Genomic DNA, 24598 nt, shown 5'->3' with positions numbered 1-24598 from the left:
TTTTCTTTGCCAGCGCAACAAACTGGCTTTATAAGCAGCCCCCGCAGACTTCGACGTCCCCCGCTTCCTGGCAGAAGCGTTCAATTTCTATTAGTTTGATAGAGTATGTCTCTATCGCGGCGGAATGTTGTCGATGGGTGGCACCCGGCGCAAACGATTAGCGCTTATCCTTGCCATAGATTGTATTTATGCCGATTGCTGATCCGCCATTCTTCCCGCGATGGGGCAAGATCATGGAAATGCGTCGTAATTCTCCGATGATCCACTGGATCAACGGATCGCCGCTGCGATGTTTCTGCCATTGCGCATGGATCGATATGTCATCCTGCCCAAAAGGCGAGCCCAGCACGCGGACCGGAAGCAGCGACGCAAAATGCTGTGCCAGCCACATGCTGGTGGTCGCGACGAGATCGGTTTCGATCAAGAGCAAGGGCAAAGCCGAGAGGCCGCCGGCCGAGGCGACGATGCGTCGCCGAGCCAGAAGCGTAGCGTGACGGCGATCCGAGACATAGGCGCCGACGTCGCCATCCTCCACGATCGCATGAGGATGATCGAGATAGGTCCGGCTCGACAGCGCGTCGCCGACCACCCCATTGTCTGTCCAAGCGATGCAGGCGATCTGGTCGTCGAACAGATAGGCCGACTCCATTCGGTCGTCGATCAGCGGAGCTGGCACCACCATCAGGTCCGCGCCAGCACGCTCGAACACGCTACCCGGCGCAGCGGCGGCCCAGCGCACCAGATGCACCGTGACCCGCGGCGCGATCACCCGCAGCGAACGCACCAGCTTGCTGACGAACATAGTCTCCAGATATTCCGGCGCAGCGATCCGGATGCTTCGCTCTTCGGTGGCCGGATCGAAGCTGACCGACAGGTTGAACAGGCGATGCGCTTCCCAGAGGAATTGGCGCACTTGCGGCCGCAACGCGTCGGCCAACGGCGTGAACCTGTGCTCGCCGGCGTGATACTGAACGATGTCGTCGTGCAATTGCCCCCGCAGCTTGCGAAGGGCGATGCTCATCGCCGCCTGGGTCAACAAGACGCGTTGACCCGCCTCCGTCAGCGTCCGCGAGTTCAGAATGGCGTCGAGCGAATACAACATATTGAGATTAAGGCGTTTCAGATCGCCCTTGATCGTATCTGCCATCCGGTTTCCATATGTCTTGCGCCTGCTTCTGCCAGACATGACACGAAGGATATCGGCAAACCTAAATAGATTATCTTGACCGCTGTTGGCCGCTAATTACAGAGAAACTGCCCTTGGCAGCGCCAAGGAATAATCTTTGCTCATCGACCCGAAGTTTTGCTGACTGCCCCAAGCAGCAGGAGAAGAACATGAGCAGCCTCAGCCGACGGGTCCGGCGCATGTCGATGCAGCCGGGCAATGGACGGCGTCGCGATCTGTGGATGGGCAGCCACCATTACAAATCGGTGACGATAGGGACGTTTAGGGAGTCAGATGGAGATGGCGACTGCCACCCCGGAAATGGACCACGGGCGCGACGAGATGACTGCCCGATACTCACCGGCACAAGCATCGAGGCGGGATGCGATCGCTGGACTTGGCGCCGCGTGGCTCATGTGCATGGCCCCTGCTCGACGGGCGCTTGCCGAAACGCGATCCACACCCGCCGCGACGCTCGAGCCGGACGTTGCGGTTCGGGACGTGGTCGCGCCGCTCTCCCGACCTGTTCCGGACAGCTTTGCGGCACTGATGGATTACGATCCGCAGGCCGATCTCAACGCCGTGTATTTTCGATCGACCGTCGCGCGGGCGGCGAGGATCGCGCCATTCGCTGCGACCCAGGCTCATCCGGCGCTCGAGATGCGTCCGGGCCTCGCGACCCTCGTTACCACCAACCGCACCATTTCGCGGCGCGCGGCGGATGACTGGCGCGCCGTTCGCCAGGCCGAGATGCCGGCGGGAGGCGTTCAGGTGTCACGCTTCCTCGGCGTGAACGATGTCGTCGTCCAATGGAGCGGGACCGGCATCATCCCAAATCCCGCGCTGACCGATGTCGCGCATCGCAACGGCGCCCTGTGTCTGGGCACCATTTTCCAGCCCGATGCCCGCTTCTATTCCGGTGATGACGCCCGGTTGGGCGCGGTGGCTCGCAAACTCGTCGGTTTCGCCCGTTACTTCGGTTTCGACGGCTATTTCATCAATCATGAAACCCGCGATCGTGCAGCCCGGGCGAAGGTCGTGAAATTGATATCGGCCATCCGCGCGGCGGCGATTGCCGGCGGAATGCCGGACTTCATGATCCAATATTATAATGGCTTTACGGACGTAGCAGGCTTGTTCGCCGGCGATCCGGCCGCCGACAGCGTGATGCTGGATCAAGGGTGGAGCGGCTATGGCGGCCCCGGGATGTGCTGCTCAGGCGCGGCGATCGAACCGCGCGAGGCCGCGCGGCAGGCGGAGACCCTCGGGCACAGTCGGTTCGATCTCTATTATGGACTTCAGCTCTATCCCGGCCCCGGATATGTCGGCGTCGCCGCACCATCCGTTGTCAGCCCCAATGACGGGGCATACGCCTATGGCGGGTTGCAAACCTACTCCCTCGACGATGGCATCCTGAATCTCTACCGCGCCCGAAAGGCGGGCAACGGCGCCGCCTTTCTGCCGGCAAGCGCCGATCCGCCCGCGATCGAACGACTGGTCTACAGCGGCCGGACGGGCAATCCGGCGCTCGACAACACACCGTCTGCCGCCCAGCGCGCCCTCTACGCCCGGGGGCGCCAATATTCGGAGCGCGCGACGACCTCAGGACGGGCCGCGGGCACGCATCCGGACCAGGCCGATGTGCCGATCAGCTACGGCCTCAGCAACCTCATTGCCGAAAGGTCGGTTATCGGCTCCCTGCCCTTCGTCACCCACTTCAATCTCGGCGAGGGTCAGGCCTTTTTCATCGAGGGGCAGCAAGTCGGCCACCGGCCATGGTTCAACCTGGGTATCCAGGACATCTTGCCGACCTGGCAGTGGTGGCGCGCGCCCTTTGCGGGGCTCACGGATCGAAGGCGTGAACCGGCCGGTCTGCTGGAGGTCGAATACGATCAGAGCGTCGCCTATGACGGAGGCGCATCGCTCCATGTCCATGGCCCGCTCGGCAAGCACAACGCCACCCGCATCCACCTCTTCAAGACCGACATCGCTTTGCCGGCAGCGGGCGGAGCCTATGTCGAGCTGGCGACCCGGGGACGCGGTTCGGACCGGGAGCGCTCGCGCTTGGGCCTGATCTTTGCCGATCAGCCAGAGACGGCGACCTGGATTCCGCTCGGTTCCGGTCCCTCATCGGACGTCGACATGTGGCATATCGAACGCATTGACCTCGGCGACCACGTTGACAGGCGCATCGTCGCCTTGCTGCTGGGCTTCGAGGCGTCACCCAAAGACGCCTCTCCTATCGACATTCACTTCGGCCGCCTCGCCATTTTCGACACCCCGCCCGCGCCACCGCCGGCGCCGCGGGGCGTGACGATGGATCGGCGGATCGTAAATCCGCTCACCGGGGCGATAGGCATCGCGCTGCGTTGGCAGGGCGAAGGACGCTTCGACATATTCGCGCTGAATGGCTCAAAGCGAACGCGGATCTGGATCGGCCGGATCGACGGCAGTGCATTCTACAGCCCGACCGCGCTTCCCGCCGGCACCGGGCTGGCAATGGTCGAGGTTCAGGCGATCGAGGCAGGTGTCCGCGGAGGATCGGCCTACACGACAGTTTGACACGATTGTGGGTTGCGGCGTCATGTTGCTCCCAAAAGGCGTTTGGTTAGGGCCGGAGTGGCAATCCGCACCACATGACTGGTTGGGTAAAAGAATGGGTGCCAACGGGCCGGAACTGCAACTGTCGCTCTGGTCGCGCAACCTGTTCGATCGGGCCTATGCCTTCGTCCGGAATACCGACTCGGCGAGCGGGGTGGCGGCAATCTTCAACGAGCCGAGGACAGTAGGGATCGACGCCCGGTTGGTGTTCTGAAAGCCTTCCGTATTCGCTCCACTACGATAACGAACACCAACCCAACCTCACTTAGCCGATGGCACGTCCGGGTAGCTGTCCTGCCAGCCGCCGCCGAGCGATTTGGCGAGCGTCACGATCTGGCGCAGCCGGTCGGCGCGGCTAACGGCGAGCGCGTCCTCGATCGCGTAGAGCGAACGCTGCGTGGTCAGCAGGTCGAGCGTGCCGATCGTACCGGCCCGGCGCTCGCGCGTCGCACGCGCGACGGCGGCGCGGCTTGCCGCCAGTGCCGCAGTCAGGGTATCGTGGCGGAGCGTTTCCTCGTGGCGCGCGGCGAGCACGTCCTCGACGTCGCGCATCGCGGCGCGGATGCTGCGCTCGTAATCGAGCCGCTGCGCTTCGGTCAGCGCTTGTGCGGCGCGCAGTCGGGCGGCGCGCTGGCCCTTGTCGGACAGCGTCTGCGAACCGGTGGCGGCAAGGCTCCAGACGAGCGCGCCCGGCGACAACAGGCTGGTGAGGCCGCTCGCCGCGGTGCCGAGCGTCAGCGGGATGCGGAAGCGCGGCAACAAGTCAGCCGCCGCGACATTGGCGCGCGCGGTGGTGGCGGCGAGGCGACGCTCGGCGGCGCGGATGTCCGGGCGGTCGCGCAGCAATTGCGACGGCACAGAGGCCGGCAGCTCGGGCGCGGCCGGGAGCGGCGCTACCGTGTCGAGTTCTGCAATGGCGTCACCCGGAAAGCCGCCGGTCAGCGTCGCGATCGCATGGCGGTTGCGCGCGATCTGCTCGGCAAAGGCCGGGAGCCGCGCCTGCCCCAGCCGCCAGTGGGCGCGTGCCTCCGCAACGCTTGCGCCGCTGGCGAGACCGGCGCGGTGCAGTCGGTCCGTAGCGTCGAGCGTGGTCTTCAGCCGCGCGACGTCGCGGGCGGCGATGGTCCGGCGCTCCTGCGCCGAGCGCAGGTCGATATAGTCGAGCGCGATCTCGGCGATCAGGCTGACGAGGATCGCGCGGCGGTCTTGCTCGACGACGGAGGCCTCGGCATCGGCTGCGTCGACCGACTGGCGGAGCCGGCCGAACAGGTCCGGCTCCCAGCTGGCATCAAGACCCGCCGATAGCGTGACGGAGCGGCCGATCCCCGGCGGATAGTCGAGCTGCGTGCTCGATCGGGACAGCGAGCCGCCGCCGCTGACGCCGATGACGGGAAAGCGTGCCGCCGCCACTGCGTCTCGCTCGGCCCGCGCGGCGAGCAGGCGCTGCGACGCGATGCGCAGGTCGAGATTGCCCGCGATCGCACGCTCGACGAGCCGGTCGAGCGCCGGATCGTGGAAGCCGCTCCACCAGTGGCGCAGCTCGACAGTCTCTGCGGCGGCCACAGGCTGCGGCGCGGTAAAGCTCGACGGTAGCACCGGCGTGGGGCTGGCATAGGGGGTAACATGCGGGTTGGCGCAGCCAGCGAGCAGCAGCGCGAGCAGCGTGGACGTGCGCGCACGCATCACAGCAGCGTCCGCACTGCGTCGAGCAGCCGCCCGTGCGTCGCGCCGTCGCCGATCGCGACGCTGCACGTCATGCCCGCGGCGAGCGTGACCCCCGCGGGCACCCGGTCGATGCGGATGCGTACCGGGATGCGCTGTGCCAGCCGCACCCAGGTGAAGACCGGATCGACGTTCGGCAGCCCGCGTTCGTCCGGACTGTCGTTGCGGTCGGCGATTCCGTGGCCGATGCTCTCGACACGGCCGCCGAGCGGCGCGTCATAGCCCATCAGCTGCACCTCGGCGCGCGCGCCGGTAGCAATGTGGGCGAGCTTGGTCTCCTCGAAATAGGCCGTGATCCACAAATGCTGCGCATCGACGATCGCGACGCGCGTCGCGCCAACGGTGGCATAGTCGCCCGGGCGGAGCCGCACATTGGTCGCATAGCCGTCGACGGGTGCAGTGACGGTGGCGCGCGCGAGGTCGAGCCGCGCGGTGGCGAGCGCGACGGCCGCCGCGTCATAGGCGGCCTGCGCCATCCGCACCTCCCCTTCGGCCTGATCGATCGTCTCCGCTGCGACGATATCCGCCCCGAGCGCGGCGCGGCGGTGCGTGTTCACGGTCTTGAGCGCGAGTTCGGCGCGGCGCGCGCGCAGCGTCGCCTCCGCGGCGTCGACCGCGAGCCGAAAGCGCGCCTGGTCAATGACATAGAGGATGTCGCCGCGATGCACCGGCTGGTTGTCAACGACGCGCACCTCCGCGATCCGGCCGGAGACGTCGGGCATGACCTGCACGACATCCGCGCCGACTCGTCCGTCGCGCGTCCAGGGGGCGAGCATATAGGCGCGCCACAGCGCGACGATCAGCAGGATGGTCGCGGCGCTGACCGCGAGCGTCATGGCGGGGCGGAGGATGGCGCGGAGCCTGGAGGGTAGCGACATGGACACACTCAGACGAAGAGGATGAGGAGCGCGACGAGCGCGATGAGGACGGCGAACTCGAACAGCGCCGGGTGCCAGACGAAGCGCAGCACGCCCGCGCGGGTGAGCAGCGCGCGCAAGCCAGCGAACAGCGGCAACGCGGCGGCGAGGTAGAGCAGCAGCGGCGGCAGATAGATGCCCCCGATCGACACCTCGCTCAGCATGACGCCGCCCGCGCGCTGAGCTGGTCGAGCAGATCGGCGATGTCGGTCAGTCCCGCGGCGACGCGGTGCGGCAGCTCGCCGGCGCGCGCGGCGGTGCGCAGGGCCGGCGCGGCGGTCGCGGGCGAGGTCGCCGCCAGCATCAGCGCGGCGCGCGCGGCCCCGTCGATCCTTGCAGAGCCGTGCAGCCGCAACGCGGCGCGGCCGAGATGCACGTCGTCCAGTCCTTCCGCGAGCAGCCGCGTTCGCAAGGGCGGGTTGCCCGCGACGCTCTGCGCGATGCGGACCAGCCGATGATGCTGGAGATGCTCCCAGCGATTGCGCCCGCCGCGCACCGTGCCGTGGAGCGCGGCGGACACGTCGCGGCGCAGCGCCGCGGCGATCCGCCGCGCCTGTCGATGAGGCTGGTGCGGGAGCAGCCGGAAGACGATCCACGTCACCAGCACCGCAAAGACCCAGCCGAACGCCGCGTTGAGGAACGCTGCCGCATCCCACGCCATCGGATTGGTCGCGCCGACCAGCGTGTTGAAGGCGACCAGATAGGCGAGCGCCGCCGGCGCGCGCTTTGGCATGGTCAACAGATAGAGACCGGCGATCCAGAAGGGCGCGATCGTCGCGAGCAGCAGCGGCAGCCCCGTCACCATCGGCAGCAGTACGAAGCCGCACAGCCACGCCGCCGGCACCGCCGCCACGGTTCTCCTGACGAAGGCGACCGCGCCCGCCTCCGGATTGCCGGTCATCGCGAGCAGGACGACATAGGGCGCGAGGATCAGCGGCAGCAGCGACCACTCGCTCCAGCCGGTCGCGATCCGGATCGCTCCGCCGACAAGGATGGCGAGCAGCGCGCGCACGCCGTTGCGCCATGCGCCGCCCCAGTCGCGATGATAGCGGAAGGCGTTGCCGCGATGGACGGTCCGCGCGTGCAGCCGCATCAGTCCGAGTAGCGCGCTCTCGAAATCCTCGATCGCTTCCAGCAGGCGATCAAAGGCGATCAGCGTGGCGGGCGGGTGATCCGCCTCGGTCGCGGCATGGAGCAGGTGGCGCAACGCCGCCAGCTCGACGCGCGCGGCCTCCAGCGCATCGCGCTCGATCGCCGCGATCGCGATCGGCAGCCGCCGGGTGATCTCGGCACAGACGGAGGCAAGCGCTGGATCATCCGGCTGCCGCACCGCCCATTCGTTCGCGCCGAGCAAGGCCGCGAAGAGCGCCGCCAGTCCCTCGCGTACCGCTCCGGCCCGGATCGCGACGTCTGGCGACTCGGTGCGGCTCAGTTCGAGCAGATCGTCGATCGCGAACAGGCCCGCCGCAAGCTCGGGCACCGCGTCCGCCGCCGCCCGGTCACCCGCCACCACGCCCGTCAGCACGCGACCGACCTTGCCGAGCTGCGCCGCATAGGCCGCCTCCAGCCGGCCGCGCGTCGCGCGTTTCGTCAGCAGGGCGGTGACGACGCCGAGGCAGACCACGCCCAGCGCGACCGTGGCGGTGCGCCCGAGCACCGCGTCGAGCGCACGCTCCGGTCGTTCGAGCGCGCCATAGGTTGCGAGCCCCACGGTATAGCCCGCCACCGCCGCACCGGAGGCGCGGAAATGGCGCAGCACCGTCGCCGCGCCCGCGCACAGTCCCAGCCACAGGCCGAAGCCGAGCAGGAACAGCGTGGGCGTCTGGATGAAGAGGGCCATGAGCAGCGTCGCCGCCATCTCGCCGACCAGCGTCCCGATCAGCCGCCAGTTGCCCTTGGCCAGCACCGCGCCCTGATTGGGGTTGGTCACCAGCAGCACGGTCGAGGCGGCGGAGAAGGGCGCTTCGACCTGCAAGGCGAAGGCGGTGGCGAGCGCCAGACCGGCGGCGAGCACCGAACGCGCGACGAACTGCCATTGCGGCGTCATCAGGTCGATCGCTGTGAAACCTCGCGACAGCATCGAGAGTGGTGAGGCGGTTCTGCGCGCGAGGATGTTGGTCATGCGAATCAGCTCTTATGATGAGATCATATCATCCTATGTATAGATTCCTGTTTCTGGGAGCGAGGGAAAAGATGGGATGAATCGGATTCCGTGCTAAAGACCGGCCATGCTTTCGTCCGTTCTCCCCTCCGCGCCCCGCCGCTCGCTCGTCGACACCACCATCGAACTGATGCGCACGCAGATCGAGGAGGGCCATTGGCAGGTCGGCGAACGCATCCCCAGGGAAGCCGAACTGGCCGAGATGCTGAAGGTTGGCCGCAACACCGTGCGCGAGGCCGTCCGGGTGCTGTCGCATGCGCGCGTGCTCGACGTGCGCCAGGGCGACGGCACCTATGTGCGGCTGAGCGTCGATCCCGCCGAGGTGATGCGGCGGGTGACCCACGCCAGTTTGCGTGACCATTTCGAGCTGCGCGCGATGCTCGAAACCGAAGCCGCGCGCACCGCGGCGCTGCGCCGCACCGACGAGGATCTGGCCCGGCTCACCGAGCTGCTCGATCGCCGCGGCGACGTGCCGGCGGATGGTGACGTCGATAGCTTCGTCGAGCGCGACGCCGCCTTCCACCTCGCCATCGCGCAGGCAACGCACAATGCTGCGCTCGCCGAACTCTACCGCTTCTTCGCCGTCTCGGTGCGCCAGAATATCGCCGCGGTGTTCGGCACGATCGATCTGCCTGAGCTGGGCTTCGTGGCGCACCGTCGCGTGGTCGACGCGATCCGGGCCGGCGATGGCGATGCCGCCGCCAAGGCCGCGCACGCGCTGGTCGCTCCGCTCATCGGAGCGCTGGCGGAGCTTGATCGCCCATAACCGGCCTCAGGCCTCCCCGTCGGACAGCCTTCCACCGCCGAGCAGATAACGCGCAAGCGCCTCGGCCTCAGCGGCGGTGGCCCGGGCTGCCTGTGGCACTCCGAAGGCCCTGACCAAATTTGGGTAGAGGGACGATCGTCGCTGCCGGCCGGAAGGTCGCTCCGGCCGGCGTCGACGTTGCGGACGGGTGCCGCACGGCCGGAGGACGACACCAGCGCGTCAGTAGCGGACCAGCGCCCCGATATAGAAGGCGCGCCCGTTGTCGATTTCCTCGCGGAGCAGGCCGAAGCCGGGACCGAACAGCCGCTGCGGGCGGTAGTCGGTCAGGTTCTTGCCCTGCGCGACGATCGTCCAGTGGCGGCTGAGCCTCAGCCGCAGTTGCGCGTCGAACAGGTCGCTCGGCGCGTAGCGGCGGTCGCCCAACGGATCGGTGGTCGAGACCGAATAGAGGGTCGACGACAGATGGTTCCAGGCACCCTGCACCGTGACCGGGCCGAGCGTGTAGAACAGCTTGGCATTGGCGACGACGTTCGCGCTCTCGAACAGGCCTGAGAGCCGGCGCTGGCTGACGTTATCCGACAGCGTAACCGATGGCGGCGTCGGATCGAGCAGGGTCAGGTTGGCCGAAACGCCCAGCCCGGCGAGCGGCCCCGGCAGGAACGGCATCCGTGCGACGACCGCATTCAGCTCCAGCCCGCGCACGATCGAGCGGCTGGCGTTGACCGGGCGGATGCGGGTCACGAGCTGCTGTACGCCATCGAACAGCTCGGTCGCCTGATTGCGGACGGTGAGGATCTCGTCGGAAATCCGCTTCTGAAACAGCGCGGCGGAGAACAGCGTGTCGCGATTGGCGTAATATTCGACGCTGAGGTCCAGATTGTCCGACCGCCGCGGACGGAGCTCGGGATTGCCGCCGGTGATGCTGACCGACCCGGTCGAGCTGTTGACGTTCACCACCTCCCGCGCGGCCAGATCGTCATAGTTCGGCCGGCCGATCGTCTTCGCATAGGCCGCACGCACGCGCAGCGTCGATGTGACGTCCCAGTCCGCCTGCGCCGAGGGCAACCAGTCGTGGTAGGCCTGATGCTGCTGACCATAGCGATAGGCCGTACCGCGCAGGCTGTTCGATCCGGTCGACAGCGCAGTATTCTCGTAACGGATGCCCCCGGTCAGCCTCACCGGCCCGCGGGCGAAGCGCGCCATCGCATAGGCGGCGTAGATGTCTTCGGTCAGATCGTAATCGGATTGCAGGCTGCCGCCCGCATTGGCGCCGTTCGCCGCGAAGCTGGCTCCGCTCGCGTCGAACACCGCCTTGGCGACGACCGGGTCGACCAGCAGCATCGTCTGGCCGCGTCCGTTATAGGGCGTATAGGTTTCGGGTGCGAGCGCGCCCGACAGCAGCAGCGTGCTGGCGGTCGTGTTGCGGTAATTGTCGACTTGGTAGTCGTAGCGCCGGTCGAGGAAGCGGGCATAGGCGCCGGCGGCGACGCCCAGCCCTTCGTCCTCCATGCCGACCGCGATGTTCGCGCGCGCGGTCAACGCCTGCTCGCGCTGATCATCGCTGTTCGTGCCATATTCGAACTGGCGGTAATTGGCGGCGGTGGTGACGAACGCCGGATTGACGAAGGCGAAATGGGTGAAAGTGCCCGGCGCGATGTCGTAGCGGTAGGCAAGGCTGGTCGTGTTGGCGATGCGATAGGTCGCGAGCCGCGCATCCTGACGATAGGTGGCGACCGCTACGTTCACGCCCAGATCCGCCTTCACCCGCTCGTTCGGCGTCAGAGTGCCGGCAAGGTCGGCATAGCGCATGCGGCGGGTTTGGTGATAGTTAACCAGATCGACCTGCGCGTTGGCGCTGGCGACCGTGCCGCCGGTCGCCGTCACATTGCCGAAGCTGCTATAGCGATTGTTCACCGTGGCGGTATTGGCCGCCACCAGGTTCGACTGGCGCTCTTCGTCATTGGTATGGCGGAAATCGGCGAGCGTCAGCGCCGCCTTGAACATCCTGTGGTCATCGAATTCGAACTTGCCGAACACGCCGTAGCGCTCGCGCACATTGTCATAATGCAGCCAGCGCCGCCGGTCGGGCGCGACGAACGCGTTCGACACGTCGTTGGTCGGCAACACCAGACGGTTTCCCGTGGCGGGATCGAAATAGAGGTAATTGTCGCTGGCGGAGTTGAGCGAGGCGGAGTCGCGGCGGAAATAGCTGCCCGACAGCACCACGCCGAACTTGCGATCGGGACCGAAGGTGGTGGAGACGATTGCTTCGGCCTGACCGGAGGGACTTGCGTGGCCGCGGGTGCGCTGGAAATCCCATTTGCCGACATCGAATCGGCCGGCAACGAAGGTGCGGCCGCCGCCGTCGAATGCGCTCCGCGTCCGTAGATTGGCGGTGCCGCCGATCGCATTGCCGTTCATCGCGGCGGTGACCGTCTTATAGACCTCGACCCGGCTGGCGAGCGATGACGGGATCACGTCGAGCGACACGGTGCGTCGCGCGGTTTCGTTCGCCGGCAATGTCACGCCATCGATCTGGACGAGGTTATAGTCGGCGCTGAGGCCACGGATCGACAGATACTGCGCCTCGCCGCGCGCATTGTTCTGGATGGTCGAGACGCCCGGCACGCGGGTCAATGCCTCTCCCAGCCCGAAGTCGGGCAGCGTGCCGATCTCGTCCGAACTGATCGTGTCGGCGATGATCGGGATCTCTCGCTTCGCCCCGATCTCCCGCACCGCCTGCAACCGCGCGCCGGTGACGACGATCTCATCACCGGCCGATCCGTCAGGAGCAGAGGCCGCCGGTGCCGTCTGCGCCAGAACCGGTAGCGCCCATGCGGCGGACAGCAACAAGGCAGCACGCGCTATCGATTTCATCTGAGACCCCTTCCCCGTAATGTGATGCCGATCTATTATTCACTATAGGTGACGTATTGGTGACGGCGCCGATGGGCGCCGCGACGAGCGCGGAGAAGGATTGAAAGATGTGGCTTTTCAGAAGCGTGCTGATGACGGCGGCGATCATGACGGTGGCCCCCGCCGCCGCAGCCGACCGGCTCTACGCGTGTGGCGACGATCAGATTCGCGAATATCGGCTGGATGGCGATGGCGCGCGCGAGACGTGGCGCTGGACCGCGGCCGAAGCCAGGGACCTGCCCGAGGCCTATCGGGCTACGCTGCTCGCGCATATCGATGACTGCAAGCCGGTAGAGGGCGGCAAGGCGATCCTCGTCACCGCTTCGACAGGTGGGGTCGTGCTGATCGATCGCGCTACGGGCAAGGTCCGCTTCCGTGCGACCGCACCGATGGCGCATTCGGCCGACCTGCTCCCGGGCGGCTATGTCGCGGTGGCGCTGTCGATCCACCAGCGGGGCGACCGACTCCAGCTCTATTCGGTCACGCGCGATGAGGCCCCGCTCTCCAGCCTGCCGCTCCCGTCAGGTCACGGAGCGGTATGGGACGCCCGACGCGAGCGCCTCTTCGCGCTGTCGCACGACTTGATCCAGAGCTTTGCGCTCGACACCCGTGGCGGCACCCCGCACCTCAACGAAACCGCCCGCTGGACGCTGCCGGGTCGCCGCGACGGCCACGACCTGTCGCCCACGCCCGATGGCGGCTATATGGTGACGACCGACGACGGCGTCTGGACCTTCCACGCGGAGAGCGGCCGCTTCACGGCCATTCCCGCGCTGAACCCGAAGCTGCGCGTGAAGGCGGTCAGCGTGTCGAAGGGGGTGATGGCGTGGGTGCAGGCGGAAGAGAGCTGGTGGGCGCACGGCTTCACCCTCGCCGCCCGCGACGGCAGTGACCCGCGCCGGATCGAGACGCCCGGCCTGAAGCTATACAAGGTCCGCTGGATTCCATGACGTGGCGACGGGCGCGGATGGCCTGATGCGCGGCGCATGTCGGCAAGAGCCTGTTGTGGACCGCCCGCGACCTGCTGACGATCTATCGCGTCGGTCCGATCATCGCCTGCTGACTGTTCCTCGCAGGGCTGGCGGTGGCACACGGGCCGTGGGCGCTGCTGGCCGGGACGCTTGTCGGGTGGGCGTTGCTGCCGGCGCTTGCCGACGCCCGCGTGGCGATGGACTCTATACGATGGCGTCGAACTACGCTCTGGGTGCCGCCGGACTCGCGCTCGCTGGCGGACTGGGCCGCATGCCGGCCTTTGCCTCCAACGCGTTTCCGATCCTTGCCGAGACGATCGCCCTTGCCTCTCTCGTCACTGCGCTATTCGCCCTCCGCGCTTGACAGAGCGGCGTGCGCGCCCCTTGCCGGCCGCATGAACGGCATCACTGCAGGACAGTTTCCCGCCCGCTTCCTCCGCGAGGACGGACGCCGCACGGCCACCGCGAACGAGCGCCTCGTCATGGGCTTGCTGTCACGTGGTGGCCCCGCGAGCCGCGCCGACCTCGCGCGGCTGACCGGCCTTGCCCCGCATTCGATCACGCGGCTGGTCGAGCCGCTGATCGCTCGCAATCTGTTGACCGAAGCCGCACCCATCGCTGCTGGCCGCGGCAAGCCATCCGCCAAATTGTCGCTGATCGGCAGCGCCGCCTTTTCGGCGGGCGTGTCGGTAATGACCGATGCGGTTTCACTCGCGCTTCTCGACCTTGCCGGCGGAATAGCGGCGGAGCGTACCGAGCGGCTGATCGACACCGACATCGCCGCAGCCTGCCGCCAGATCCGGCGCCTGATCGACGCAGCCGTCGCGGAAGCGGGCTGGGACCGTGGGGCGCTGGTGGGTATCGGCGTGGGCGTCACCGGCTATTTCATCGGCGACGGCGCGCGGCTCAACCCGCCCCGGCTGCTCGATCCGTGGGCGCTCGTCCCGCTCGACACCATGCTTGCCGATGCGCTGGGCGGGAAGGTGTGGATCGACAATGACGGCAATGTAGCCGCGATCGGCGAGGCGATGCTCGGCCATGGTCGGATCGTCCGTGACTTCGCGTACCTATATTTCTCCGCCGGCTTCGGCGGCGGAGTGATCTCCGCGGGCCAGTCCCTTCGCGGCCGGCACGGCAATGCGGGCGAGTTCGCCTCGGTCCTGCCCTCCGACTGGCCGCAGCCCAATCTGGAAGCGCTCCGCCTCGCCTTCGCGGATGCCGGCGTGCCCTTCCCGGATCTCCACACGATGCTGTCCGCCTTCGACCCCGATCATCCCGCGGTTGATCGCTGGCTGGACACGAGCATTCCTTCCCTCGACCTCGTCGTCTCGGCCATTTCGGCGACGCTCGATCCAGAGCTGATCGTCCTCGGCGGCCGACTGCCTGCTCGGCTGGCTGACCGGATCATCGAACGTGTCTCCTTCACCAACCCTGAACGTCGTGGCCATCATCGCCCCGCGCCGAGAGTCGTGGCGTCATCGATCACCGGAGACGCGACCGCCATCGGGGCCGCGACGTTACCCCTTCGCGCAGCCTTCTTCGGAGCGGACAAGACGGCGGGTGGGCTGGAGTAGGAGTAAGGTACGCGTCTCGATTATAGTGATTCCGTGAGTCATCTCGTGACGCGCCGAGCAGCTATGCAGGACGAAGGCGATCGATGGCGGCGTGTCGTTGGTTGGGCACGCCCCGAGCAGGTCGTTGTAGCGCGGCCAGTGCTTGCAGCGGGTGACCCTGTTAAGCAACGTCGAACGTATAACGACCGGAGCGCACCGCGAGGATTATGCTGCTATCAACGGAAACCGCGCCGAAGCGACCTGCGATTTCCACTCCTCCTTCCATCACTCGCCTTCCTCCAGCATTCGGAAGGTGTACGGTTGCGGTACTGCCCACAGGCACTGACAGCTCAAGGGAAAAGCGACCGCCTTGCTTCTGCCGCCAATTCGTCGAGATTTGCCCGAGACGAGATTGATACGTGGCACCAGCAGACGGAAGGCGCGGGTCAAGTACCGGCTTCACGGTGAACTTTCGAAAGCCAGGCCCCGTCGGAGCGATGCCTGCGATACGGCGAAACATGAAGCCGACGACAGCTCCAAGAGCGTAATGGTTGAAAGAATTCATCGAACGATCGCCTGCGTCGCTGTTCCATCGTTCCCACGTCGTCGTGGCACCCTTGGCGATCATATATCCCCAAGATGGAAACTCGGTGCGCAGAAGAAGATCATAGACCAGCTTATCCTCTCCCGCGTCGGCGAGGACATCAAGACTGTAGGGCGTGCCGAGGAAGCCTGTTGACAGCAGCGTACCACGGCGCCGGATGTCCGCAACCAGCCGACGAACCGCCTCCGGTCTCTGCGCCGATTCAAGCAAGGAGAAGTTGAGCGCGAGAATGTAGCCGGTCTGCGATCCGTTTCCGATCGCCCCATCCGCCTTCACGAAGGTACGACGGAAAGCTCGAGCGAGATCGGCCGCCATGCGTTCGTAGCGACCGGCCTCTGCCTGGCGGCCGGAGGCGTGCGCCATCTGCGCCATCTGATCGGCGGCTCCCTTCCACATGGCGGTGCCGACCAAATCCTTGGGCGTGGTGGGATCGCCCGGCTGCACCGCGTCGAGCGCCAGCCAGTCACCGTAGTCCGCGCCCCGCGCCCGGGACCAGATCAGGTCGGGGTTGCTGGCGCGAATGGACTCCATAAACCGGTCCATCGAGGCCCAATGCTGATCGATGGCTGCCGTATCGCCGTAGCGCTGCCATATCGTCCATGGCAGCGCCACACCCGCATCCCCCCAGCCGGGTGAGGAGCCAGGGCCGTTGAACTTCTCCCTGTTCGCGTTAGGCGCAATATCGGGATAGTCGCCGGCGCCGCGCTGTGCATCGCGGAGATCACGCAGGAAGCGTTGCGTGAAGGCAGCGGTGTCCATGTTGAAGCTGGCGGCGTCCCAGAAAACATGCGCATCACCCGTCCAGCCCAGACGCTCGTCGCGTTGCGGGCAATCGGTCGGGATACCCATGAAGTTCGATCGCTGGCTCCAGCGGCTGTTGATCCAAAGCCGCTGCGGAACGTAGCTGCCTAGCATCAGGTCGCTGGTTTCCCGCAGGTCGGTGCGGATGGGCACGCCCGTGATATCGTCCACTTGCAACGGACGCCCCAGCCCCTCCACCTGAACGTAACGGAAGCCATGGTACGTGAAGCGCGGCTCATAAGTCTCCGCTTCCGTGTCGCCGCGGAAGGTGTAGGCGTCCGTCGCCCTGGCTGCGCGCAGATTGGTCTGGTCCACGCTGCCGTCTGCATTGAGCAGCTCGGCGTACCGCAGGGACACCGTCCGTCCGCGTTCGCCCTTCGCCGTCAGCCGCGACCAGCCGGCAAAGTTCTGGCCGAAGTCAACCACGCTCGCGCCATTGGGCAAGACGGTGATCCTGACGGGACGCAACCGCTCCTGCCGTCGGATCGGCGGCACCACTGCGGCAACCAAGGCGCCGCTCGCGGGCGGTGCCGACACGGCGGGGCTCCAGCGCGCGTCGGGGTTAAAGCCGGCCCGGCTCCAGCCGAGCTGCTCGCGTCCCGTATCATAGTGCTCGCCGTTATAGATTGTCGCTTCGACGATCGGTGATGCCGACACCATCCACCCATCGCCCGTTCCGACGATCTGCGTACGGCCGTCCGCGTACCGGACCTCCAATTGCGCGAGCACGCGCAGAGGCGCGTCACCGAAGGAGAAGCGACCGTTGGGCGAGATGTAGCTGCCGTACCAGCCATCAGCGACGTGGAGACCCAGGACGTTGTCGCCCTGCACCAACGCTTCAGCGACATCATCCACGCCGTAGAGGCAATGGGCACGGTAGTCGGTGAATTCCGGTCGCAGCAGCGCATCGTCGAGGCGGCGACCGTTCACCTCGGCCTCGTACAGGCCGAGCGCGGTCGTATAGAGACGCGCGGACGCAACCCTCCCACTGACCCTGAACTGCGTCCGCAGCAATGTCGCAGACTGCGCCGGCATCGGCGAGGCGCCGCCGGTCGCCGTGGTAACGGTCCAGTCGCGATCCGGAAAATCGGGCTCGCGCCAACCCGCCACCGGCTTGGCTGCACTCCGCATCCGCTCACCGGTGATGCGCAGCACGCGTCCATCCTGTAAGGTCGCGCGAATAAGAGCGGCCGCTTTCACGGGCGTGCCGCCACCGCCGCGCGTTTCAATGGCGAGAATATGCTCACCTGCGGGAAGCGACGAGGCGACGTTCCATGGCCCGGGCACGCCCCAGCCGTTCCTTGCCGGATCGATCAGCAAATGCCCATCGAGGTAGATACGCGCGTAAGCATCGCAAGCGCTCATCAGCGCCACCTCGGCAGCGGCCGGTAAGGTGAATCGGAGGCGAAAGCCCAGCGCTTCGTCCTTGTCTGCCAGCGCGCCTTGGCGCCAGCCGAGGCCGGCTTCGCGATCGTCGCGCTGCGTCGGCGTCTCTGCCGAGAGCCACTGTGCCGACCAGTCCGCCGGCGCCAGCAACCCCATCTCCAGATGAGCGATCCGAGAGGTCGCTGCGACGCCGCGGTCGTCCCATGAAGTGACGCGCCACCAGGCCTGCCGCCGGGACGTCAAGGGCGCACCGCCGTAGGTGACGTCGAAACACGTCTCGCCATCCACCCGTCCGCTATCCCATAGATCAAAGCGACCCGCCTCTGCAGCGGCCGGGCTGGAAGCGACACCTACCCGCCACGCCGATTGCCGCGCGTCACGGCGGTTCGACGTCAATTGCCAAGAAAGACGTGGAGAGGCGCTATGCAGCCCCCGTGGATTGACGAGACCGTCCACGAGCAGACCGTCCACGGCCCAGGCATTGTCCAGCCCACGGGCGGCCGCGGCGTTCATCCCGCCCGGCAACGTCGCCATGGTGAGGCCGGCACCGACCAGCACGGAACGCCTGTTTGGCATGTTGCACCTCTCCACGTGAGTACGGGTGCGCAAGGGGGACGCACCCGGAGCTAATTAGAACGTCTTCCTCAGGCCGAGCAGAAACAGCCCGCGGTCTCGAGCTGCGCATTGAACGTCTGCTCGGTGACCCGGCCGTGGCTTCCACGGAGTTCCAATCGGAAGTGGTCCGGCAACGAAACGTCGAAGCGCACGCTTGTGCCGACGGGCGCGATGCCTCGGACGAAAGTGCCAGTGACGTCAACGTTGTCCCCAATCGCGGACGTTGCGACCTCTTGATCGATTTTCGATGCGGAAGAGTGGATTGCCTTGCTGCTGCGGATCTGACGCCTCGGCGATCGTCGCTGCAGACGGCGCGGGCGACAAGGTTTTGGGCAAAAGCCGTGGCATGAAGCGAGATGCCCGGCACCAGCATGGCTGCGGAACCGAAAAGCGACGTCGGGGAACCCACCTGGTCATAGAACCTCTCCTGGAAGACGGTTCGTGCTCGCGTGGTGGCCGACATAGAGACGGCTATAGCATTATATGAGCATCCGTCCACAATGTAAGGAACGAGAACCTCAAGGTGTGACTCATACGTTCAGATGATGCAATGCCGGTAAGCGGCTGGATTTCCCCTGCGCGGAACCTGCCACTCATTCCGATTTACGAGGGTGCGACATAGGATCGGCTAACGAAAGCCCCGCTAAAAACGAGCCGCGCCGAACAATCCCCGCCACGCTCACCAGCAGTCGGCCGCGACAAGGGTTCGTTGTTAATGCTTGTATCGATGACTTAAGAACTCGAAAGCTGGAAGCGCCTCCGTACTATCATAGTCGAACCACGCCGCATTCTCCCAGTTCGAGCCCTTTCCCCAGCGGGTGCCGCAGCGGGTCGATACCCAGTTCGGCTCCCAATAGACGACGCCCACGCCGCCGCCGTCCACAACGGTTTGCGTCAGGTCGATCAGGTACCGACGCTGCCCGTCCGGTGTGGCCGGATAGCCGTCGACCAACGTGTCGGGGCCGAGTAGATTGGGCGAGGCGTCGGCATTCTCGTTGGTGAACGGATAGGCGGTCTCCACCACGATCACGTCCTTGCCGAAGCGGCGGCGCACCCGCTCGATCGTCGCCCCCAGCTGCTTCATGGAGCGGGTCGACCACTTCTTGTAATAACTGATGCCGATCACGTCGAAGTCGGTGATGCCGGCCTTCCTCGCCGCGTCGAACCACGGCTCGACATTCTCGGGCTGCGCGATGTGCAGCATGATCCGCGGCGCGACCTTCGCCGCCTTGCCTGCATCGCGGACCGCGCGCAGCCCGGCGTCGAACAGCCGCGCATTCCGCGTCCAGTCGATCGGCCGCTCCTTCACCCCGCCCATCAGCTCGGGATTGGTCTCGTTGCCGACCTGCACCATCTCCGGCATCAGCCCCTGCGCATCCAGCCGCGCCAGCACGTCGCGCGTATAGGCGTAGAGCGCCTCGGCCTGCGCCGCGATGGGCTTGCCCGCCCATGCCACGGGCGCGCGCTGCTTGTCGCCATCGGCCCAGTCATCCGAATAATGGAAGTCGAGCAGCACCTGCATCCCCGCCGCCTTGGCGCGGCGGATCGTCTTCGTCACATCGGTCAGGTTCGAGTAGCGCGTCCAGCGCGCGTCGTTCCAGATCCGCACGCGCACGATGTTGCCGCCTTTGCGCGCGAGCAACGCGAAGGGATCGACCGGCGTGCCCGCGCTGCGATACACCGCGCCGCAATCCTCCATCTCGTTCACATACGACAGATCGGCACCCAGATAGAGCCCGCCGGTCGGCGGAGGCGCATGATCCCCCGCCAATGCAGGGGATGCGGGGAGGACGGCAAGCGCCGTCGCGAGAACAAGCCTGCGCATCAGAACTGATATCCTACGCCGAAGAGGAACCGCCGGCCGAAGCGCTCGTACCGGCCTTGCAAGCGACGATCGCCATAATAGGTCTCGAACGGCTCGTCGGTCAGGTTGTTGGCCTGGAACAGCAGCTTCACCCCGTCCAGCCGCGAGCCCTTGGCGAATTCGTAGCTCGTCTGGAAATCGAGCACTGACTCGGGCGCGGTGAACAGGATTCGATCGGTGTCGCCCAGTTCGGTGGCGTAGCTGGAGCGATACCGGAACGCGACGCGCGCTTCGAACCCGGACTTGCTGTAATAGAGCGTCGCATTGCCGACATGCTTCGACAAGCCCGGCAGCTGGATCGCGCCGATCGCATTGTCGTCCTCGCGCACGGTGATGTTGCTGTCGGTATAGCTGTAGTTAAGATAGACGCCGAGCCCGTCGAACGGCGCCGGAAGGAAGGTCAGCGCCTTCTGGAACAGCACTTCGACGCCCTTGATCGTCCCGCCCGATCCGTTGATCGGCTGCCGGAACGTCCCCTCCAGATCGGGCCCGCCCGCCGGGTTCGGTACGGTGAGCGGCGTCACCTGCTGAACGATGAAGGTGCTCAGGTCCTTGTAGAATCCCGAGATCGTCAGCGCGCTGTCGCGATCGAAATACCATTCGACGGTGGCGTCGAGCTGCTTGGCGCGGAACGGCTCCAGCAGCGGATTGCCGCCGAACGCCGCCGGCGCGCCGAAGGTGAACAGACCGACGCCCGCGCTCAGATCGTCGAGCGGCGGGCGCGAAATCGCCTGGCTCGCGCCGAAGCGCAGTTGCAGCTTGTCGGTCGGCTTGAACGTCAGGTTCAGGTTCGGCAGCCAGTCGGTGAACTCGTTCTTCACCGCGATCGGATTGACGACGGTGACGACCGAACCGTCCGGCTGTCTCGTCTGCGCCAGATCCACGCTCTTCGACAGCGTCTCGGTACGGATCACCCGCAGGCCGAGATTGCCGGTGAACGGCATCCCGAACAGATTGCCGCCCAGATCGAGTTGCGCATAGCCGGCATAGGTCGTCTCGCCGACCTTCCAGCTCGAACGACGATCGTCGTCCGATGTGGTCGGCGCGATCGGTCCGAACAATTGCTCGACCGTCTTGGTGATGTCGATCGACTGCACCGTCGGCAGCCCCGCGAAGGCGCCGGCGAACGTATAAGGCGTGTTCAACAGCGCCGCCGGGGTCGCGGTGCGCGCCGCGGGATCGATGAAGCCGAACTGCGTGCGCTGCGTGTAATCCTTGGAACGATCGGTGTAGCGCACGCCGAACCGCAGCGCGGCGAGCGGCCCCTGCCCGATCTCGCGCGTCGCATCCAGGCTGCCGGTCCACAATTCGTCATTGATCAGCGGCGCGCCGCCGCCGTTCGACGGGATCTGGAAGTCGGCGATCCGGAACACCGACGGGTCGGACAGATCGGCGCTGACGCTCATCTGCGGCACCGAATTGCGCCCCGACTGGAAACTGGTGGTCGGTACCACTCCGAACGGCTCAGTGCGCAGCGTCAGGAATTGCTGGTCGCGGTGCGTCGTCGAATAGCCAAGATCGCCGACGATCGTCCAGCCGTCCGGCCGCCACGCCGCGTTGATCCCGCCGGCGTACAGATCGTCCTTGAAGAAGAACGCCTCGTTCACCCCGCGCACGACCTGGCCAAAACTGGTGTTGTCGTTGGTCGTGGTGATCCCGGTGACATAGTCGCGCGGCGTGCCGTCGTTATCGAGCGTCACGCCGGTGCCGCCCGTCAGCCTGTTGCCGAACGGCAGGTTCTCGACCCGGAAACCACGCTGCGTCTCGTCGAACTTGACGTGGCTGTAGAAGAAGTCGCCGTTCACCTCGAACCGGTCGCTCGGCCGCCATTGCAGCGCCGCCAGAGCGCCGTGGCGGATGTCGTCGCCGCCGCGCGCCAGCCCTTCGACGCCGTAAGGAATGTTGTCGTTCGACTGACCATTGCCGGTCAAGTCGGCAAAGCTGTTGGTGTAGCGGAAGATGTTCGTGCGCACCGTCGCGACCGACTGACGCCGCCCCGAATAGCCGATCGCCAGCCCCAGCGTGTCGTCGAACAACTGCGTCACCAGCGACGCGCTGGCGATATAACCCCACGGACTGGTGTCCTGCACGTCCTCGGCCAGATCGCTGTAGATCGCACGCGCGTTCAGGACGACGCGGGTTTCCTTATAGTCGAGCGGCTTCAGTGTGCGCAGATCGACCTGCCCGGCGATGGCGCCCTCGACCTGCGACGCGGTCGGCGACTTGAAGACGGACGCACCGTTGATCAGCTCGGCCGGATATTGTTCGTAGCGGACGTTGCGGCTCGCTTCCGCCGAGACGATCTCGCGCCCGTTCAGCAGCGTGTTGACGAGGTTCGGACCCAGTCCGCGGATCGAGATCTGCGTCCCGTTGCCCCGATCGCGATTGGTGGCGAGCCCAGGCAGCCGCGCCAGCGATTCCGCGATGCTCGCCTCGGGCAGCTTGCCGATATCTTCGGCGGCCAGCACCTCCTGCACGCGATCGGCGGCGCGCTTCTGGTTGATCGAGGTGCGCAGCGACTGGCGGATGCCGGTGACCACCACGTCGTCGGCGGTGTCCTGCGGTGTTTCTGCGGCGGGCGAAACACCAACCGTATTATCCGTCACCTGGCTCAGCGCGACCGGCTGATAGGGAGAGGTGCCGAGCACGACATAGGTCTGCGGGCCGCTGCGCTGCGCGTGCAGCCCGGTGCCCTCGAGCAGACGGGTGAGCGCAACGTCCGCGGTCATCGCGCCGCGCACCGCATTGGTGCGCTTGCCCTGGCTGAACGATCGCGCCACGACGATCTGGATTCCCGCCTGCCGCGCCAGCGCGGTGATCGCGGTTTCGGCGGCCTGCGCCGGAATGTCGAACTGCTTGGCCTGCGCCGACGCCGGCTGACCCGCGACCAGCACGGCCGCCCCCGTCGCCAGCAACACGTGCCGATTCAACCCCCTCATCAACCTCTCCCCTTTTGTGGCGGGCTATTGCCCTGCCATCGAAGAGACGCCGGCAATCGATTTCCCTCCCCAACGTAAATTTATTTTTCTTCGCGTCCGATCCGTATGACCTGCGCGTCCGCCATGTCGACCTCGACGTCGAAGCTGGTGTGGATCGCGCGTGCGAACCCTTCGGGATCGTCGGTGTGGAACAGCCCGTCGATCTGCTCGCCCGCCAGTCGCTGGTCGGCAAGCACCAGCTTGCGGCGATTGTAGCGGTTGAACTCGCCGATCGCCGCAGCCAGCGTCTGCCCGTTCAGGTCGATCGCGCCGGTCCGCCACGCCAGCGTGCGATCGACCGCCGAAGGCTCCTCCTTGTTGACGTGCACCGCGGCATTGTCGCCGACGAACGCGCTCTGCCCCGCCGACAGGCTGGTGCGATAGCCATCGGCTTGCGCGGTCCACACCTCGACCACGCCCTCGGTCACCACCACGTCGGCACCATGATCGCGACGCCGCACCGAGAAGGCGGTGCCGACCGCCTGCACCACCACGGGCCCCGCCTCGACGACGAACGGGCGCGTCGCATCCTTGGCGACGCGGAACCACGCCTCGCCCTGCGCGATCGTCACCGTCCGGCGCCGGTCGGCAAGCGTCACCTGCACCTCGGAGCCGGTGTTGATCGTCGCGGTCGATCCGTCGGCCAGCGGCACGCGCCGGATTTCGCCCAGTTGTGTGCGATAGACGGTGCCGCGCGTCAGCAGGAACACGCCGCCCGCCAGCGACGCCGCCAGCGCGCCGCCTGCCACTTTCATCATCGTCCGTCGCCTCAGCAGCACGGGCGCGCGGATGTCGGCCGGCGGCAGATCGAGCGAGACCCATGCCGCCTGCGCCTGAAGCAATGCCCCGCGCCGTCGCGGATCGGCGGCCATCCAGCGCTCCAGTTCAACCTCGTCCGCGTCGGACCAGCCGTCGGCGTCCATCCGTGCGACCCATGCCGCCGCGTCGTCGGCGATCGCCGCTGCGTCCTGCCTGCTCACCAGCGACGTCCTCCATGGCGCTCCGCGGGGGTGGTCATGCGCGTGTCCGCCTCCTGCTCGGCGCGGCTCCATGCTTCGCGCAGCGCACGCACGCCGAGCCACACCTGCTTCTCGACCGCCTTCTCGGTGGTGCCGAGATGCTCGGCGATCCGGCGTTGCGACCATCCTTCGATCTTGCGCAACTGCACGATCCGTCGGCAGCGCTCGGGGAGTTGCCCGATCATGTCGAGCGCCTTGGCATAGGCCATCCGCCCCGCCGCCGCCTGCTCCGGGGAAGGTCGATCGTCGTGCCACGCATCCACCTCGGCGATCGTCTCCAGCGGCACGATCCGTTGCCGCTTCAGCCGGCGGACCAGCAGGTTGCGGACGATCGAAAAGAAATAGGCATGGGCGTTGTCGATATGGTCGACATCGCCGAGCATTGCGATCCGGCAATAGGCTTCCTGAATGATCTCATCGGCATCCTCCGCCGTCGTACCGGATCGCCGCAGCCAATGGCGGACGTGCGGTTCGTGGGGCAACACCTCGCGCGCCACCCATCCTGCCAGCGCGGCGCGACGCTCTGCGTCTCGATGTCCGTTCACACCCATTTGCCCCA

Annotated in this window: 16 protein-coding genes; 5 read left to right on the top strand and 11 right to left on the bottom strand. The window is 66.4% G+C overall.

What is annotated here, in order from left to right; all coding sequences use genetic code 11:
• Nucleotides 1-157: 157 nt before the first annotated feature.
• A complete protein-coding gene (locus PGN16_RS01895; protein ID WP_335307713.1) occupies nt 158-1147 on the bottom strand; it encodes a LysR substrate-binding domain-containing protein in 990 nt (329 codons plus the stop codon).
• A 318-nt stretch (nt 1148-1465) separates the two neighbouring features.
• On the opposite strand from PGN16_RS01895, the gene PGN16_RS01890 reads away from it, so the two are divergent.
• Both PGN16_RS01890 and PGN16_RS01885 read left to right on the top strand, forming a co-directional pair.
• Nucleotides 1466-3727, top strand: coding sequence for an endo-beta-N-acetylglucosaminidase (locus PGN16_RS01890; RefSeq protein WP_335307712.1), 2262 nt, complete (start codon nt 1466-1468; stop codon nt 3725-3727).
• A 94-nt stretch (nt 3728-3821) separates the two neighbouring features.
• The gene (locus PGN16_RS01885) at nt 3822-3980 is read left to right on the top strand and encodes a hypothetical protein (protein ID WP_335307711.1); all 159 of its coding nucleotides are present in this window, start codon (nt 3822-3824) and stop codon (nt 3978-3980) included.
• A gap of 47 nt (nt 3981-4027) precedes the next feature.
• On the opposite strand, the gene PGN16_RS01880 is transcribed toward PGN16_RS01885, so the two are convergent.
• The 4 genes from PGN16_RS01880 to PGN16_RS01865 are packed head-to-tail and all read right to left on the bottom strand — an operon-like array spanning nt 4028 to nt 8527.
• Nucleotides 4028-5449 (bottom strand): efflux transporter outer membrane subunit, encoded by a 1422-nt coding sequence (locus PGN16_RS01880; protein WP_335307710.1) that lies wholly within the window; start codon nt 5447-5449, stop codon nt 4028-4030.
• Entirely contained in the window at nt 5449-6366 is a 918-nt protein-coding gene (locus PGN16_RS01875) for an efflux RND transporter periplasmic adaptor subunit (RefSeq protein WP_335307709.1), read from the bottom strand. The genes PGN16_RS01880 and PGN16_RS01875 overlap by 1 nt, the downstream gene beginning before the upstream one ends.
• Nucleotides 6367-6374: 8 nt before the next feature.
• Nucleotides 6375-6569 (bottom strand): DUF1656 domain-containing protein, encoded by a 195-nt coding sequence (locus PGN16_RS01870; RefSeq protein ID WP_335307707.1) that lies wholly within the window; start codon nt 6567-6569, stop codon nt 6375-6377.
• Entirely contained in the window at nt 6563-8527 is a 1965-nt protein-coding gene (locus tag PGN16_RS01865) for an FUSC family protein (RefSeq protein ID WP_335307706.1), read from the bottom strand. The genes PGN16_RS01870 and PGN16_RS01865 overlap by 7 nt, the downstream gene beginning before the upstream one ends.
• Nucleotides 8528-8633: 106 nt before the next feature.
• On the opposite strand from PGN16_RS01865, the gene PGN16_RS01860 reads away from it, so the two are divergent.
• The gene (locus tag PGN16_RS01860) at nt 8634-9332 is read left to right on the top strand and encodes a FadR/GntR family transcriptional regulator (RefSeq protein ID WP_335307705.1); all 699 of its coding nucleotides are present in this window, start codon (nt 8634-8636) and stop codon (nt 9330-9332) included.
• Nucleotides 9333-9551: 219 nt separating this feature from the next.
• On the opposite strand, the gene PGN16_RS01855 is transcribed toward PGN16_RS01860, so the two are convergent.
• A complete protein-coding gene (locus tag PGN16_RS01855) occupies nt 9552-12209 on the bottom strand; it encodes a TonB-dependent receptor (RefSeq protein WP_335307704.1) in 2658 nt (885 codons plus the stop codon).
• Between the two features lie 107 nt (nt 12210-12316).
• Here PGN16_RS01855 and PGN16_RS01850 point away from each other — a divergent pair, with 107 nt between their 5' ends.
• Together PGN16_RS01850 and PGN16_RS01845 are read left to right on the top strand one after the other, a co-directional pair.
• Entirely contained in the window at nt 12317-13198 is an 882-nt protein-coding gene (locus PGN16_RS01850) for a DUF6528 family protein (RefSeq protein ID WP_335307703.1), read from the top strand.
• 185 nt (nt 13199-13383) lie between these two features.
• Nucleotides 13384-14793, top strand: coding sequence for an ROK family transcriptional regulator (locus PGN16_RS01845; RefSeq protein WP_335307702.1), 1410 nt, complete (start codon nt 13384-13386; stop codon nt 14791-14793).
• Nucleotides 14794-14953: 160 nt separating this feature from the next.
• On the opposite strand, the gene PGN16_RS01840 is transcribed toward PGN16_RS01845, so the two are convergent.
• The 5 genes from PGN16_RS01840 to PGN16_RS01820 all read right to left on the bottom strand — a co-directional run bounded on the left by PGN16_RS01840 (nt 14954) and on the right by PGN16_RS01820 (nt 24584).
• On the bottom strand, nt 14954-18121 hold the full coding sequence (locus tag PGN16_RS01840) for an alpha-L-rhamnosidase (protein WP_335307701.1): 3168 nt from the start codon (nt 18119-18121) through the stop codon (nt 14954-14956).
• Nucleotides 18122-18890: 769 nt separating this feature from the next.
• Nucleotides 18891-20003 (bottom strand): glycoside hydrolase family 53 protein, encoded by a 1113-nt coding sequence (locus PGN16_RS01835; protein ID WP_335307700.1) that lies wholly within the window; start codon nt 20001-20003, stop codon nt 18891-18893.
• Complete coding sequence (locus tag PGN16_RS01830; RefSeq protein ID WP_335307698.1) at nt 20003-22981, bottom strand: TonB-dependent receptor; 2979 nt, start codon at nt 22979-22981, stop codon at nt 20003-20005. The genes PGN16_RS01835 and PGN16_RS01830 overlap by 1 nt, the downstream gene beginning before the upstream one ends.
• Before the next feature lie 80 nt (nt 22982-23061).
• Nucleotides 23062-24000, bottom strand: a complete 939-nt coding sequence (locus PGN16_RS01825; protein ID WP_335307697.1) for a FecR family protein — start codon at nt 23998-24000, stop codon at nt 23062-23064.
• The gene (locus tag PGN16_RS01820) at nt 23997-24584 is read right to left on the bottom strand and encodes an RNA polymerase sigma factor (protein ID WP_335307696.1); all 588 of its coding nucleotides are present in this window, start codon (nt 24582-24584) and stop codon (nt 23997-23999) included. The genes PGN16_RS01825 and PGN16_RS01820 overlap by 4 nt, the downstream gene beginning before the upstream one ends.
• Nucleotides 24585-24598: the final 14 nt, after the last annotated feature.

Origin of the sequence: Sphingomonas phyllosphaerae (genome assembly GCF_036946485.1) — a bacterium.
Taxonomy (GTDB): Bacteria; Pseudomonadota; Alphaproteobacteria; order Sphingomonadales; family Sphingomonadaceae; genus Sphingomonas; species Sphingomonas phyllosphaerae_E.
Note: the sequence above shows the minus strand (reverse complement) of the source record. Positions and strands in the feature narration are given on the sequence as shown.